Annotated in this window: 12 protein-coding genes; 7 read left to right on the top strand and 5 right to left on the bottom strand. The window is 62.9% G+C overall.

The genetic code is table 11. The features are described 5' to 3' along the window. The first annotated feature begins 28 nt into the window (after positions 1 to 28). From H7687_RS20910 to H7687_RS20885, 6 genes are all read left to right on the top strand, one after another. A complete protein-coding gene (locus H7687_RS20910; protein ID WP_183351054.1) occupies positions 29 to 1,651 on the top strand; it encodes a GAF domain-containing sensor histidine kinase in 1,623 nt (540 codons plus the stop codon). 1 nt (position 1,652) lies between these two features. Next, a complete protein-coding gene (locus H7687_RS20905; RefSeq protein ID WP_183351052.1) occupies positions 1,653 to 2,027 on the top strand; it encodes a response regulator in 375 nt (124 codons plus the stop codon). A 132-nt stretch (positions 2,028 to 2,159) separates the two neighbouring features. After that, a complete protein-coding gene (locus H7687_RS20900) occupies positions 2,160 to 4,670 on the top strand; it encodes a mannose-1-phosphate guanyltransferase (protein ID WP_183351050.1) in 2,511 nt (836 codons plus the stop codon). A 36-nt stretch (positions 4,671 to 4,706) separates the two neighbouring features. After that, the gene (locus H7687_RS20895) at positions 4,707 to 6,923 is read left to right on the top strand and encodes a glycoside hydrolase family 57 protein (protein WP_183351047.1); all 2,217 of its coding nucleotides are present in this window, start codon (positions 4,707 to 4,709) and stop codon (positions 6,921 to 6,923) included. A gap of 83 nt (positions 6,924 to 7,006) precedes the next feature. Next, positions 7,007 to 8,467, top strand: a complete 1,461-nt coding sequence (gene glgA / locus H7687_RS20890; protein ID WP_183351046.1) for a glycogen synthase GlgA — start codon at positions 7,007 to 7,009, stop codon at positions 8,465 to 8,467. 3 nt (positions 8,468 to 8,470) lie between these two features. Then, positions 8,471 to 8,635, top strand: coding sequence for a hypothetical protein (locus H7687_RS20885; protein WP_183351043.1), 165 nt, complete (start codon positions 8,471 to 8,473; stop codon positions 8,633 to 8,635). 330 nt (positions 8,636 to 8,965) lie between these two features. Here the strand turns inward: H7687_RS20885 and H7687_RS20880 are convergent, their stop codons facing one another. The 5 genes from H7687_RS20880 to H7687_RS20860 form a co-directional block, all read right to left on the bottom strand. After that, entirely contained in the window at positions 8,966 to 10,009 is a 1,044-nt protein-coding gene (locus H7687_RS20880) for a hypothetical protein (protein WP_183351039.1), read from the bottom strand. A 73-nt stretch (positions 10,010 to 10,082) separates the two neighbouring features. Continuing rightward, positions 10,083 to 10,880, bottom strand: a complete 798-nt coding sequence (pgeF, locus tag H7687_RS20875) for a peptidoglycan editing factor PgeF (RefSeq protein WP_183351037.1) — start codon at positions 10,878 to 10,880, stop codon at positions 10,083 to 10,085. A gap of 32 nt (positions 10,881 to 10,912) precedes the next feature. Further along, the gene (locus H7687_RS20870) at positions 10,913 to 11,872 is read right to left on the bottom strand and encodes an RluA family pseudouridine synthase (RefSeq protein ID WP_183351034.1); all 960 of its coding nucleotides are present in this window, start codon (positions 11,870 to 11,872) and stop codon (positions 10,913 to 10,915) included. Positions 11,873 to 11,975: 103 nt separating this feature from the next. Then, entirely contained in the window at positions 11,976 to 12,239 is a 264-nt protein-coding gene (locus H7687_RS20865) for a hypothetical protein (RefSeq protein WP_183351032.1), read from the bottom strand. Between the two features lie 59 nt (positions 12,240 to 12,298). Further along, a complete protein-coding gene (locus tag H7687_RS20860) occupies positions 12,299 to 13,732 on the bottom strand; it encodes a DegQ family serine endoprotease (RefSeq protein WP_183351030.1) in 1,434 nt (477 codons plus the stop codon). 144 nt (positions 13,733 to 13,876) lie between these two features. Here H7687_RS20860 and H7687_RS20855 point away from each other — a divergent pair, with 144 nt between their 5' ends. After that, entirely contained in the window at positions 13,877 to 14,497 is a 621-nt protein-coding gene (locus H7687_RS20855) for a helix-turn-helix domain-containing protein (RefSeq protein WP_183351029.1), read from the top strand. The last annotated feature ends 641 nt before the right edge of the window (positions 14,498 to 15,138 follow it).

Below are 15,138 nucleotides of genomic sequence, written 5' to 3'. Positions count from 1 at the left end.
TCATTTACTGTGCTGCACCGGAGGGAGCTTGGATTGGGAATGCTGTTGGAGCAGGGAGCAGATCGAGCCCGAGAGTTGCCCGTACATAGGCGAGGGGGAAGAGGACCTTCTGGTTTCCCAGCGCCGCAGGATCGTGGAAAAGTGCGTTGAGTGTCCCCGCTTCAAGAACGACCTGGCCCGGATGAAGGGGTCGGGTTACCCGCTTTCGGACGTACTCCCGTACATACTGACCGAGTTCCAGGAACAAAAGGCCCAGATGGGGGCCATGCTGAGCTTTTTGAACAGCAAGACGCGCGAGATCAAGTTCCTGCGCGAGGTGGGGCTCGTGCTGCAGACCTCGCTGGACCTGGACGAGGTCCTCTCCATCGCCATGACCGCCATCACCGCCGGCAAGGGGTTCGGCATGAACCGCGCCTTCCTGCTCATGACCGACAAGGACCGGCGCCACATCCGCGGCTACCTCGGCGTCGGCCCCAGGGACTACGAGGAGGCCTGGCGCACCTGGGAGGACATCGGGCGCAGCAACTTCACCCTGAGGCAACTGGCCCGGGACTTCCAGAAGACCAAGCTCACCTCGGAGAAGGTGAAGTTCCACGACATCCTGAACCAGCTCACCGTCCCGCTGGCGGACCAGGGGCACATCTTCAACCGGGCCCTCACCGGGAAGAAGCCGATCCTGGTGGAGAACGCGCTCAACAACCCGGACCTGGACCGGGGGCTGGCCCGCATCCTCGGGGTCGACACCTTCCTGGTCATGCCGCTCATCTCAAGGAACCGCCGCATCGGCGTCATCATCGCCGACAACTGCATCACCCACAAGCCGATCACCCTGCAGGACATGCAGTCGCTGGAGACCTTCGCCTTCCCGGTCGCCTTCGCCCTGGAGCGCGCCTCGTTGTACGAGCGCCTGCAGGAGGAGGTGGCCAAGCAGAAGGCGGCCAACGTGAAGCTGCGCGAACAGCAGGAGTTGATCGTGAAGATGGAGAAGATGGCGCTGGTGGGCAAGATCACCTCCAGCATCGCCCACTCCATCCGCAACCCGCTCATGGTGATCGGCGGTTTTGCCCGGACCCTGTTGAAGGGGACCCCGGACGATGACGACAAGCGCGGCTACCTGGAATCGATCGTGCGCGAGACCCGGCAGCTCGAGGATGTGCTGAGCGAGGTGCTCGACTACTCGGAGTCGCTGTTCCCGGTCACCGACTTCTGGGATCTGAACGAACTGGTGGGAAAGGCGATGGGGGAGTTGGAGGGGACGCTGGAGCAGGCCGGCGTGACCTCTCGCCTGGAACTGGCCCCGGAGCTCCCCATGGTGCGCATCGACTACAAGCAGATCAGCTACTGCCTGAAGACCATCACCACCACCGCGCTGGCCTGCATGGAGCCGGGCGGGGAGCTGCGCATCGAGAGTGTCCTGGACGGGGACGGGGTGCTGTTGCGCATCAGCGACGACGGCAAGCCGCTCACCCAGACCGCGCAGGAGGCGCTCATCGCCCCCTTCTTCCAGACCCAGGAGCTCGGCGAGGGGGTGGGGCTTTCGCTGTGCAAGTCCATCCTGGAGCGACAGGGAAATTCCTTGACCATAATCAGCCGCCCCGGGGGGGGCAACACGTACAGCATCAGGCTTTTGACCAGAAAGGAGAACATCTGAGATGGCGAAACTGTTGGTGGTAGACGACGAGGCGAATATCAGGCTGCTGTACTCGCAGGAACTGAGCGACGAGGGGTACCAGGTGGTGACGGCGGGGAGCGCCCTGGAGGCGGTGGAGAAGCTCGAGTCGGAGAGCTTCGACTTGGCCGTGATCGACATAAAGCTGAAGAACGAGAGCGGCATCGAGCTGTTGCAGCGCATCGTCAAGGAGCGCCACACCATCCCGGTGATCCTGTGCACCGCCTTCTCCTGCTACAAGGACGATTTTTCGGCGTGGCTCGCCGACGGCTACGTGGTGAAGTCGAGCGACCTGCAGGAGCTCAAAGACGAGATCGCCCGCGTGCTGGCCAAGAGGCAGCGGGGGGCGTACGTGTGAGGAGCAGATACAGATAAAGATTAAGACTAAGTTTTGCAGTTGAAGCTCGTCTTAACCTTCGTCTTTCCTTGCTCTTAATCTAACTCTTAATCTTAGTCTTAATCTAAATCTGTTTCTCGGAGGCTTGTACCTATGAAGGCAGTAATTATGGCGGGTGGCTTTGGTACCCGCATGCAACCGCTCACCTGCAACATCCCCAAGCCGATGGTTCCGCTCATGAACCGTCCCATCATGCTGCACATCGTGGAACTCCTGAAGAAGTACGGGGTCACCGACCTGGTCATGCTCCTGTACCATCAGCCCAGCGTGATCAAGAACTTCTTCCGCGACGGCGCCGACCTGGGGGTGCGCATCACCTACGTGACGCCGCTGGAGGACATGGGCACCGCCGGTGCGGTGAAGTGCGCCGAGAAGTACCTGGACGAGCGCTTCCTGATCATCTCGGGCGACCTCCTGACCGACTTCAACCTGCAGAAGGTGATCGACTTCCACGAGTCCAACAAGGCGCTGGCCACCATCACCCTCACCTCGGTGAAGGATCCGCTCCAGTTCGGCGTGGTGATCACCGACAAGGAGAAGCGCATCACCCAGTTCCTGGAGAAGCCCGGCTGGGGCGAGGTGATCTCCGACACCATCAACACCGGCATCTACGTGCTCGAGCCGGAGATCTTCAAGTTCATCCCGGAGGGGGAGAACTTCGACTTCTCCCAGGACCTCTTCCCGCTTCTTTTGAAGAAGAAGTCGGCGCTGTTCGGCTTCCCGGTCAAGGGGTACTGGCGCGACATCGGCAACACCGATTCCTACCGCGAGGCGCACCACGACATCCTCAAGGGGAAGGTGGCGGTCAAGGTGGACGAGCCGCGCCGCGAGATGGCCGGCGTCGACCTCAGGGTCGGCGTGGACGTGAGGCTGGGCGAGGGGACCGTGGTGGAAGGGACGGTCGTGGTGGGGGACAACTCCCAGGTCCAGGGGGGAGCGGAGATCAAGGACTCGGTGATCGGCCGCAACTGCATCATCGAGCCGGGGGTGAAGCTGACCCGGGCCGTGGTCTGGGACAACGTCTACATCAAGAAGAGCGCCAAGATCAACGACTGCGTCATCTGCAACAACGTGAGCGTGGGACCGGCGACCGTGATGGAAGAGGGGGGGGTGGTGGCCGACGACACCGCCATCGGCGAGGAGAGCTACATCAAGCGGGACGTGAAGATCTGGCCCCGCAAGCTGATCGAGGCGGGCTCCACTGTCACCGGCAACCTGATCTGGGGGGAGCGCTGGAAGAAGTCCCTGTTCGAGGGGGAGATGATCAAGGGGCTCACCAACATCGAGCTCACCCCGGAGTTCGTGGCGAAACTGGGCTGCGCCTACGGCACCTCGCTCCCCAAGGGGAGCCACGTCCTGGTCGGGCGCGACACGACCCTCTCCTCGCGCATGCTCAAGCGCAGCTTCCTCGGGGGCATCCTCTCCGCCGGCGTCAACGTGCGCGACATCAGGATGGTGTCGCTCCCCGTCCTGCGCTACAAGCTGCGCACCTTCGGCGAGGTGGGCGGCGTGCACTTCCGCCAGTCGCTCGAGGACCCGGCCACCACCGAGATCGTCTTTCTCGACGCCGACGGCCTCGATTTCTCCTCCTCCATGGGCAAGAACATCGAACGCATCTTCTACAAGGAGAACTTCAGGCGCGCCCACCACATGGAGCCGGGGGGGATCACCGAGCTGCCCCAGGTGATGGACTTCTACCGCGAGGGATTCTTCAGGGGGGTGGACCAGCAGCTGATCCGCAGTGCCAAGGCCAAGGTGGTGGTCGACTTCAACCACTCGCCGGCCGGCCAGATCCTCCCCCAGATCCTCAACGACCTGGGGTGCGAGGTGATCGGCCTCAACACTTACCTGGACGAACAGCGCGGCTCGAAGACGGTGGACGAGAAGCCCAACTCCCTGCAGCAGCTCTCCAAGATCGTGATGACGCTGGAGGCGCGCGCGGGTTTCTGGCTCGACCCCACGGTCGAGGAGGTGGTGCTGGTGGACGAGACCGGAAAGATCTACCAGCCCGAGGAGTTCCTCGCGCTCATGACCACGCTCATGCTGAAAAGCGGCGCCAGGGGCGCCTTCGCGGTCCCGGTGTCGGCCCCGTCGGTGATCGACGAGATCGCACAGGAGAACGGCTCCTCGGTGCGCCGCACCAAGAGCATGGACCGCGCCATGATCGAGGCGGCCATCTCGCCGGAGGTGGTCATGGCCGGCTCCATGGCCGGGCGCTTCGCCTTCCCCAAGTTCCAGGCGGCCTTCGACGGCATGTTCACCATCGCCAAGACCATCGAGCTCTCCAGCGCCGCCGGGGTGCCCTTGTCGCGCGTCCTGAAGGAGGTCCCCAAGAGCTCCTTCCTGCAGGGGAAGGTTCCCTGCGTCTGGGAGAAGAAGGGGGGCATCATGCGCAAGATGAGCGAGGACAGCCTGGACAAGGAGGCCTCCTTCATCGACGGCATCAAGGTCTCCTTCGGCAACGACTGGGTGCTGGTGCTCCCCGACCAGTACCAGCCCGTGATCCACGTGGTGGCCGAGGCCAAGGATCCCAAGACGGCGCAGCGGCTCCTGGAGGAGTACATGCAGAAGGTGGAGCGCTGGAAAAAGGAGCTCGCCCAGTAAGAGGCGGCGCGGCCTGCGCCGCATCGAGGGGATAGGATGAGCGAACCACTGTACCTCACGCTGCTTTGGCACATGCACCAGCCCTTCTACAAGGATCCGGTCCGGGGGGAGTACCTGCTCCCCTGGGTCTACCTCCATGCGGTGAAGGACTACTACGACATGCCCGCCATCGTTGCTGAGAGCCCCGGCGCCAAGGTGGTCTTCAACCTGGTCCCCTCGCTTTTGGAGCAGATCCTCGACTACGCCTCCGGGGAAGCGGTGGATCCCTACCTGAGCCTGGCGCGCAAGGCGCCGGCCGAGTTGGACCAGGCGGAGCGGCTCTTTCTCCTGGAAAACTTCTTCTCCGCCAACAAGCGGCGCATGATCGAGCCCTACCCGCGCTACCTGGAGCTGTACCGGATGGCGGGGGACGGCGTACCAGGGACGGCCGCTTTGCGGGCGCCGCTCTTCACGGAGCGGGACCTCCTTGACCTGCAGGTCTGGTTCTACCTCGCCTGGACCGGGGAGGCGGCCAGACGGCGCTTCCCCGTCTTCGGCGAGCTGATCCGCAAGGGACGGGGCTTCGACGCCGCGGACAAGGCGCTGCTCTTCGACACCCAGCGCGAACTGATCGCCGAGATCATCCCGCTGTACCGCCGCCTGCACCAGGAGGGGAAGGTCGAGCTTTCGGTCACCCCGTATTTCCACCCGATCCTGCCGCTTCTGTGCGACTCGCGCATCGCGCGGGTGGCGCTGCCCGGCACGAGCCTCCCCAAGATCGAGATCCGCTACCCGGAGGACGCACGGGGGCAGGTGGCTCACGGCATCGAGAGCTTCGAGAAGCTGTTCGGCTTCAGGCCGCACGGCATGTGGCCCGCGGAGGGGGCGGTGAGCGACGAGGCGCTCGGCATCATGGCCCGGGAGGGACTGCGCTGGACCGCCTCCGACGAGCGGGTGCTGGCCCAGACCCTGCCCGGCGGGCTCGACGGCGAGCGGGAGGCGCTCTACCACCCCTACCTGTTCCAGCAGGGGGGGGAGGAGATCGCCCTCTTCTTCCGGGACCAGGTGCTCTCGGACCAGATCGGCTTCACCTACTCGCAGTGGGAGGCGGAGCGGGCCGTCGCGGACTTCGTGGGGCGGGTCAAGGAGATCCGGCAGCAGTGCCGCGCCCCCCGGGTGATCCCGGTGATCCTGGACGGCGAGAACGCCTGGGAGCACTACCACGACAACGGGCTTCCCTTTCTCTCCAGGCTCTACGCCGCGCTGGCGCAGATGTCGGGGGTGGAGCCGGCCACCTTCTCCGAGGTGCTGGAGCGGGTCCCGCAGCGCCGGGTGGTGCGCCACGTGCACCCGGGCTCCTGGATCAACGCCGACTACGGCATCTGGATCGGTCACCCCGAGGAGAACCTGGGGTGGGAGTACCTGGCCAAGGCGCGCCAGGCCGCGGTCCGCAACAGCGCCGAGGTGGCCCAGCTCCTCTCCGGTGGGGACAGCAGCGACGAAGCCGCCCGGCGCGCCTGCAAGGCCCTCTACGCCGCACAGGGGAGCGACTGGTTCTGGTGGTACGGCGACGACCACTTCTCCCCCCACTCCGGCAGTTTCGACCTGTTGTTCCGCAGCCACCTGATCAACGTCTACCGGCTGCTGGCGCTCGAGGTCCCGGGAGAGCTGCACGAGCCGATCAAGAAGCAGCGCCCCGCCGGCTTCGTCCGCGGGCCGGCGCGCCTGATCACCCCTGCCCTGGGCACCGCAGGGGAGGACTACTTCGAGTGGCTTGCCGCCGGGCTCTACGACCTGACCAGGCAGGAGGCGGCGATGCATGCCGCGGAGGCGGGGCTGCAGTCCTTCTTCTACGGCTACGACCTGGACTATTTCTACTTCAGGATCGACGGGGCGCAGCCGTTGGAAAAGCTCTTGCAGCCGGGGGACCTCCTGTCGCTGCACCTCATGGGGGGGGGCGAGTACCGCATCGAGATGCAGCCCGGAGACGGGGAGGGGGAACTGCAGCTCCTGCAGGAGGGGAAGTGGCAGCCGTCCGGCGGGGTGGCGCGCTACTGGGTCGGACGCAGCGCGCAGTTGCGCATCCCGCTCCCGGCGCTGCGGCTCGACGCGGGGGACCGGCTTTGCTGTTACCTGACCCACTCCCGCGGGGCGAACCTGCTCGGCCGCTGGCCCACCGAGGCGCCGCTCGCCCTCGCCTACGCGGGGCCCTGCCTGGGGATGGATCAGGGGGTGCTCAAGGACCTTTCCCCCGTGGAGCCGGAACCATCTTAAATTTTTCTTTTACAAAAAAACTTTACCCGCGGGCGCTCTTAATCTAGAATGTGCCTATAATTCCAGGGTGTTAGAGGTTTTACATGAAGATTTTGTTTGTTGCGTCGGAGGTCACTCCCTTCGCCAAGACCGGAGGTCTGGCGGATGTTGCCAGCGCGCTCCCGAAGACCCTCAAGACGCTCGGTCACGACGTGAGGATCATGATGCCCTTCTACTCCGTGGTCGAGAGGGGGGGGATGGCGGTCCGCAAGGGGCGCAAGAGCGCCTCGGTCATGGTGGACGGCGTCGAGAAGAAAGGGTTCCTGCGCCAGGCTTCGCTCGGGGAAATCCCGGTTTACCTCATCGAGAACAAGGAATACTTCGCCCGCGAAGAGCTCTACGGCACCCCCAGCGGCGACTATCCCGACAATGCCCAGCGCTTCTCCTTCTTCTGCCGCTGCGTCCTGGAACTGTTGAAGAAGATGGACTTCAGGCCGGACATCATCCACTGCCACGACTGGCAGACCGCGCTGATCCCGCATTACCTGAAGCACGAGCGCAAGAACGATCCCTTCTTTGCCAGGACCGGTGTCATCTTCACCATCCACAACCTCGCCTACCAGGGGCTCTTTCCGAAAGAGGAGCTCACCACCATGGGGCTCTCCAAGGAGTGCTTCACCATCGACGGGCTGGAATTCTACGGCAAGGTCAACCTCCTCAAGGGAGGCATCCTCACCGCCGACCTGGTGACCACCGTCTCCGAGGCCTACTGCCGCGAGATCCGCACCCCCGAGATGGGTTGCGGCCTGCACGGGGTGCTGCAGACCAGGAAGGACGACCTGGTGGGCATACTGAACGGGCTCGACTACGAGGAGTGGAACCCCGCCATGGACCGGGAGATCATGAAGAACTACAGCCATGCCTCCCTGTCCGGCAAGATGGTGGACAAGATCGGGCTGCAGCGGCTCATGGGGCTGGCCAGCGCCCCGGAGATCCCGGTCTTCGGCATGGTGTCGCGCATGGTGGCCCAGAAAGGGTTCGACCTGATCGCGGAACTGTTGCCCATGATCGCCAAGGCCCCGATGCAGCTGGTGCTGCTCGGCAACGGCGAGGAGCGCTACCTGAAGGCCTTCAACGACATCAAGGCCGCCGGCGCCCGCAACATCGCCTTCACCAGCGGCTTCGACCATTCCCTGGCCCCCAAGATCTACGCCGGCAGCGACATGTTCCTGATGCCGTCCTTCTTCGAGCCGTGCGGGCTGGGTCAGCTGATCGCGATGCGCTACGGTACGGTACCGGTGGTGCGCAGGACCGGCGGGCTCGCCGACAGCGTCTTCGACCCCCGGGACAACGACAAGACGCCCAACGGCTTCGTCTTCGACGAGTACACCGCCGAGGCGCTCTGGGAGGCGATCAACCGTGCGCTGACCGCCTACCAGGACAAGGCGTTCTGGAAGAAGCTGATGCGCCGCGGCATGAGCAGTGACTATTCCTGGCAGAACTCGGTGCACAAGTATCTGGAGTTGTATCGCAAGGCCTTGCTGCGCAAGGGAGGGGAGGCGTAAGCTGTGGAACACGAAGATCTCGACGAACTGGCCGGTGAGATCCGGAGGCTCATCGAAAGCAACAAGGAATTTCTGAAGCGCGTGGTCGAGGAGGATTACGACGACGAGGATGAGGTGGACGGCGAGGAGGAGACCCCGGAGGATCCTGAGGACTTCGAGGAATTGTAATCAAGGCCGTGCGGTTGCGGAAGCGGAATAAAGAAGGCGGCGCCGAGAGTTGATCTCGTGCGCCGCCTTTTTTTTGCCTGGCTAGCGATGATCTACCGCCAAGATGCCCATCCCCCTCTCCCTCCGGGAGAGGGCTGGGGTGAGGGCGCTGCAATAGGCAATGATCCCGCTTCGTGGCAACTCCCTCACCCGCCCTTTGGGCACCCTCTCCCGGAGGGAGAGGGGATTAGCGGAAGCCTCTCGCTAGTTATGTTTCTTTGTGGCCTTGCGGACGCTGCCGGAGGTCCCCCCCCCTTGCGGGAGTGGGCTAGGTGGCGGAGGCTGCCGCTACTACTTTGCGGCCGGCTGTTCCGGGACGATGTCCACCGAGGTGATGGGAGCCGGACCCGCCGGAGCCGTTGTCGTCGCCGGGGCCGGGGGCGCTGCCGCTGCGGGCTGGGGCGCCGGGGCCGCAGCCTGGGGCGTTGCCGGTGCAGGTGCAGCAGGTGCCGGCGCTGCCGGCGCCGCAGGCGGTGTGTAGTAGACCGGGGCCGAGGCCGGAGCGGGCTGGGGCTCCTTTTCTTTCTCCTTGGCGAAGAGCGGCTTGTAGGTCTTCATCAGCGCGAGCATCTCGTCGAACTGCTTCACGTACAGGGTGGAAACCTCGGGCCCGTTGGGGACCGTGGAAGGTTCGCTCTTGGCGAAGGCGGCGTTGACCCCCGCCACCGTCTTGAACTTCACGTCGACCTTCTCGGTCAGGTTCGCCGCCGCCTCGTCGAAGTCCGGGTACTGCAGCGAGAAGAACATCGGGTAGGAGGGGACGTCGCGGCGGAAGTTCGGGTACTCCCAGATGGTGGTCCCCTCGCGGTCCAGCATGACGGCGGACATGGAGAGGTAGTTGTAGTCCGTCTCCAGGTAGGAGAGGAAGTTGCTCGAATAGACCTTGCCCGGTTTGGTGAGGCCGCTCACGGTGACGAAGAGGACCGCGTCCAGGCCGTTCTCGGTCATGAGCTGTTTCAGGTCGTCCTTCTTGAAGAAGTACTTGTTGTAGATGATGCGGGCGTCGTCGCGTTTCTCGCGGTTCCAGACCAGGCTGCTGAAGAGCCGGTCCGGGTCTGCCGTCACCGGGCGCACCGCGTAGAAGATGCCGGTACTCCTGATCCGCGCCACCAGTTCCTTCTCGTTCCTGAGGTTGTAGCCGCGCACGATGGAAAGGATGGCGGCTTTCTCGGGGTGCCTGATGTCGCTGTCGGCATCGGTGAAGAACGGCGCCACGCCGACGGTGCGTACCTTCTTCTCCAGGGTTTCCTGGGGGATGCTGTAGTAGTTGTGGGCGCAGCCGAACAGCGCTCCGGTGACCACCATGAGCAGGGCAAGTCTGAACAAGATCCTCATCTGATGACGCCTCCTGTAAAGGATTCTAACTCTCCGCCGTCTTATATCAGAAGCTTAGCCGGAGCGCTACAGCTTATTGCTCACCTTCCAGCATGATGAAGCCCACCTGTCTGCCGGTGTCGCCTTCGTCGCGGCGGTAGGAGAAGAACAACTCCTGGTTGCAGCTGACGCAGTGCTCGCTGACCTGTACCTGGTCGGCGGCAAGGCCGGCGTCCAGAAGCAGTTGGCGGTTGGCCTTGCCCAGGTCGAGCATCCACTTTCCTTCCCCCTGCGCTGTGGCGCAGAGGTCCCAGGCCATGCCGGCCTGCTTGAAGGCGTCACGCACCGGGGCGTCCACCTCGTAGCAGCAGGCGCCGATGTGGGGGCCGATCGCGGCGCGGATGTCCTTCTTGGCGCAGCCGAACAGGTTTACCAGTGCCTCGACGCCCTTGGCGGCGATGTTGCCCGCGGTCCCCTGCCACCCGGCGTGCAGCGCGGCCACCACCTTCTGCACCGGATCGTGCAGCAGGACCGGTACGCAGTCGGCGACGCAGACGGCGATCATGATGCCGGGTTGGTTGGTGACGATGCCGTCGCACTCGAGCTTCAGGAAGTGGGACAGTTCCGGGTTGGGCGCATCGATCACCAGGAGGTCGGTGCCGTGCACCTGGCTCACGGTGAGGAAGCGGTCCAGGGTCGCGCCCAGGCTGCGGGCGAGCAGGCTGCGGTTCCCCTCCACGTTGTGCGAGGAGTCCAGGGTGTTGCTCCCCAGGTTCAGCGAGTTGTACGGGGGACGCGATACCCCTTCGTGGCGCGTGGTGAAGCCGGCGACGGCGCCAGCGGCGAGCCGCGGCTTCAGGTACTGGATCTTTCCTGCTTTCTGCATTTCCATGTATGACACCTCTTCTATGTATTAACTATTTCCTAGTCCCTGTTTTTCTCTTCCAGGTAGGCGATGATGCCGGCCATGTCGGGCGGCAGCTCCGTGTCGAACTCCAGGTACTCGCCGCTGACCGGGTGCAGGAAGCCGAGGGTCTTGGCGTGCAGCGCCTGGCGCCCCATGGTCTTGACCATCTGCTTGAGGACCGGGTCCTTCAACTGGGCCAGCCGGCTACCGCCGCCGTACACCTCGTCCGCCAACAGCGGGTGTCCCGCCTCGGAGAGGTGCACCCTGATCTGGTGCGTGCGCCCCGTCTCCAGCTTCAGGCGCACCAGGGAGATGCCCGGGTAGCGCGCCTCGACACGCCAGTGGGTGATGGCGTTCTTGCCGTGCCGCGCCTTGCCCGACATCTTCTTGCGCTCCACCGGGTGGCGTCCGATCACGGACTCGATGCGTCCCCGGTCCTCCTTGGGGCTGCCGTACACCAGCGCGAGGTAGATCCGCTTGATGGAGTGCACCTTGAACTGCTCGGCGAGGCCGTTGTGGGCCCGGTCGCTCTTGGCGATCACCAGGGTTCCCGAGGTGTCCTTGTCGATGCGGTGCACGATGCCCGGCCTGAGCTCCCCCCCGATCCCGGAGAGGTCCTTGCAGTGGGCGAGGAGCGCGTTCACCAGGGTCCCCTCGGCGTTGCCCGCGCCGGGGTGCACCACCATGCCCGCACCCTTGTTCACCACCACGACGTCGCTGTCTTCGTAGAGGATCTCGAGCGGGATCTCCTCCGGCTGCGGTTGGGCCGGCGCCGGCGGCGGGATGGTCACCGTTACCGCTTCGCCACCCTTGAGCTTGAGGGACGGCTTTTGCTGCTGGCCGTTCACCGTGGCCTGTCCGGTTTCGATGAGCCTCAGTGCGGCGGAACGGGTGATTTCGGGGACGCTGCGGGCGATGAAGCTGTCCAGCCGCTCGGGGTCGGCGTCGCAGGGGAAGGTGAGTTCAATTGGTTCCATCTTTACTTGGTTTCTCCTGGGAGAGTGACTCCCGTAAAAAAAGCGCGGGCGCGTTTCTGAATGGAAGCGCGCCCGGGACCTGTCAGTGTTGAAGTTGTACTGCCTACCAGATATTGGATTCGATCTTCCCGGCCCGCTTGATCAGTACGTCGACCACCGCGATGTCGAAGATGTTGGATTCCGCCAGCTCTTTGCTCACCCGGGACTGGAAGTGTTCCCGTCCTTCTGCCAGTTGCTCGTTGAGGAGCTCGAAGATGTTGTCTTCCTTGATCCCCTGCTCGACCTTCTCGCGGTTGTAAAGGGCTACGTCCGATACGATGGCCCTGGCCAGCCTTCTGGCCTGATCCTGGTTTTCTATGAGACTCATCGAAATCTCCCTGGCGGTCAAATATCAGGGCACACTATACGCAGTTTTGCAGCAAGATTCTATCTTAATTTTAAGGCGAAATAGATGCTGGCGTTTCCGCGCCTCACCAGGAGCGCCACCGCGCCCCTGGTGTCGGCGTCCTTCATCGCCTTTTGGTACTCCGCGAGGTTACGCACCTTCTTCTGGTTCACCGAAACGATGACGTCGCCGCGCTGGATGCCGCTCTCCTCAGCGACCCCCCCCGGCTCGAGATCGCTCACCACGACGCCGGTGATGCCGCGCCGGCGCATCTCCGGACCGACCTCCTCTACGGAGAGCCCGAGCAGCCCCGCCTCGCGCTCCGGTCGTTGCATCTGCGACTGCGCCGGGGCGTTGTCCGCCGGGGCCGTGGTGACGGACGCCTTGATCTCCTTGCCGTCGCGGTACAGGGTGATGTCGACCTTCCTGCCGATGGGGGTCTCGCCGACCAGGCGCTGCAGTTGCCGCACGTCCTTCACGTTCTCGCCGTTGAAGCCGGTGATGATGTCACCTTGCATGATGCCGGCCTTGGCGGCCGGGCCGCCGGGGACCACGTCGTTGACCAGGGCGCCGCCGGCCTTGGGAAGCCCGAACGACTTCGCCATCTCCTCGGTGACCGACTGGATCGAGACGCCGAGCCAGCCGCGGCTTACGTTCCCCTTGGTGATCAGCTGGGTGACCACCTGCTTGGCCATGTTGACCGGGATGGCGAAACCGATCCCCTGTCCGGCGGCGACGATGGCGGTGTTGATGCCGATAACCTCGCCGTAGATGTTGAGCAGGGGGCCGCCGGAGTTGCCGGGGTTGATGGAGGCGTCGGTCTGGATGAAGTCCTCGTAGGTCTCGATGCCCATGTTGGACCTGCCGGTGGCGGAAATGACGCCGACGGTAACGGTGCGGTCCAGGCCGAAGGGGTTGCCGATGGCGACCGCCCACTGTCCCACCTGCAGCTTGGTGGAATCACCCAGGACCGCCGCCGGCAGCGGTTCCTTGGCGTTGATCTTGATGACGGCGATGTCGGTCTTCGGGTCGGAACCGATCACCTTCCCGGTATAGACGCTTTCGTTGGAAAGCTTGACCTGGATCGTCTCCGCGTCCCTGACCACGTGGTCGTTGGTGACGATATACCCTTCCTTGTTCAGGATGAAGCCGGAGCCGAGGCTGCTTTCCCTGCGGTACTGCGGGCGTCCCATGTCCCCAAAGAAGTCTTCGAAGAAGGGGGATCCCTCGAAGAACGGGCGCACCAGTTTCTTCTTGCCGATGGTGGATATGTTTACTACTGAAGGAGTGACCTTCTTCACCAGGCTTGTGAAGGCTTGCTGCGTGTTAAGTATGTCTTTGGGAACTTCCTGGACCGGAGCTGGTACAGATTCTTTACGGTCCGATTCATAGAGCAGAGCGCCTTCTTTCTTTTTGCAGGAAGAAAGGATTGAGGAAAGGATCAGGAAGACAACGAGCAGTCGGACGCTTTTCATTTGTCGCTCCTTTAAATGAAAGGCTTAGCAGGGAGGAAAAAGCGTAGCCAAAAACCGGATTGATGTCAACCCCTTCGCCAGATTCAGCAACTCTCTCACGCTTGTGCAAATACCCCTTGACGGCTGATGGGTATTTGAATATATATGCAGAAACGGGGGTGCCGCGTGCAAGAGAAGATCAAGCAGGAAATAAGAGAGATGAAGCTGGGTGAGAAGGTGCGTGGTCTGCGCCAGGAACAACGGCTCACCCTCCAGGCCCTGGCCGACATGACCGGACTTTCCAAGCCGCTTCTGTCGCAGATCGAGAACGACCAGGTCACCCCGCCCATTGCCACGCTGCTCAAGATCGCCAAGGGGCTCAAGGTCGGCATCCACTACTTCTTCGAGGAGGCGGGCGACCGGCAGAAGTTCATGCTGACCCGCGGCGACCAGTCCCCGCTGGGCAGCCAGCGCCGTCCCGGCAAGGACGCCGTCCAGCAGGGCTATATGTACAAGCCCCTGGCGCCGGGCATGCGTCAGAAGAAGGTGGAGCCCTTCCTGATCGAGTTCGAGCAGCGCGAATGGGACACCAGTCTTTTCTACAGCCATGAGGGGGTCGAGTTTCTCTACCTGCTCGATGGCGAGCTGGAGTTCCACTACGCCGACGAGGTCATGCGACTCTACCCCGGTGACAGCATATACTATGAATCCTCCGAGCCGCACGGCTATGTCTCCGTCGGCGAGGTTCGTGCCCGTGCGGTCGCAGTTCTTTATACCAAGAGCTAAGGCCCGGATTGTCCCTTTAGGAACAAAGGAAAGCGTAACCCCAATCAGCCCTCGCGTATGAGTTTTTCGACGCTGGCACTTGAGGTTACGCTTTTTTAAGTTTGACAGTCTGCTGTCCGGCGGCTATCATTTAGCCTGGTTTCCCCATCCACCTGTGACAACTTGATACTTCCCGCACCGCTCCCTCCTCCCAACTGAATGGCGTATTGTCTTCTTTCGACTCCTGTCTGTGTGGTAGGTGTTTTTTCGGGATTTTCCGTCAATCGTTGTGAGGGGTTGAGTAACGTTAAGGAAATTTACTCATTAATTCGTTGACGCTCGGGATGCGCTTTGCTATAAAGCTGGACTCCGCAGCAACGACGTTCTTTGCAACCGAATAGATGAACCGGCAGGAAGAAGGGCCACAGGAGCACCTAGCGGTGCGCTGGCAGCCTTTCGGGCACGATCCCCGGATCCGGTCACTGCAAAAGCCTCGAAAAGTTTTTTGAAAAAAATCCTTGACGGGCGGCAGCGGTTCAGGTAGGGTGCTGAGTCTGTCGCAACACGGCGGCTTGGTCTTTGAAAACTAAATAGTAGACGAAACAGCATTTGCGAGTTTCAAAATGTAACAAGTCAGTTGTTTCAAACTAGAATCGGATTTT

Source organism: Geomonas paludis, assembly GCF_014193585.1.
Taxonomy (GTDB): Bacteria; Desulfobacterota; Desulfuromonadia; order Geobacterales; family Geobacteraceae; genus Geomonas; species Geomonas paludis.
Note: the sequence above shows the minus strand (reverse complement) of the source record. Positions and strands in the feature narration are given on the sequence as shown.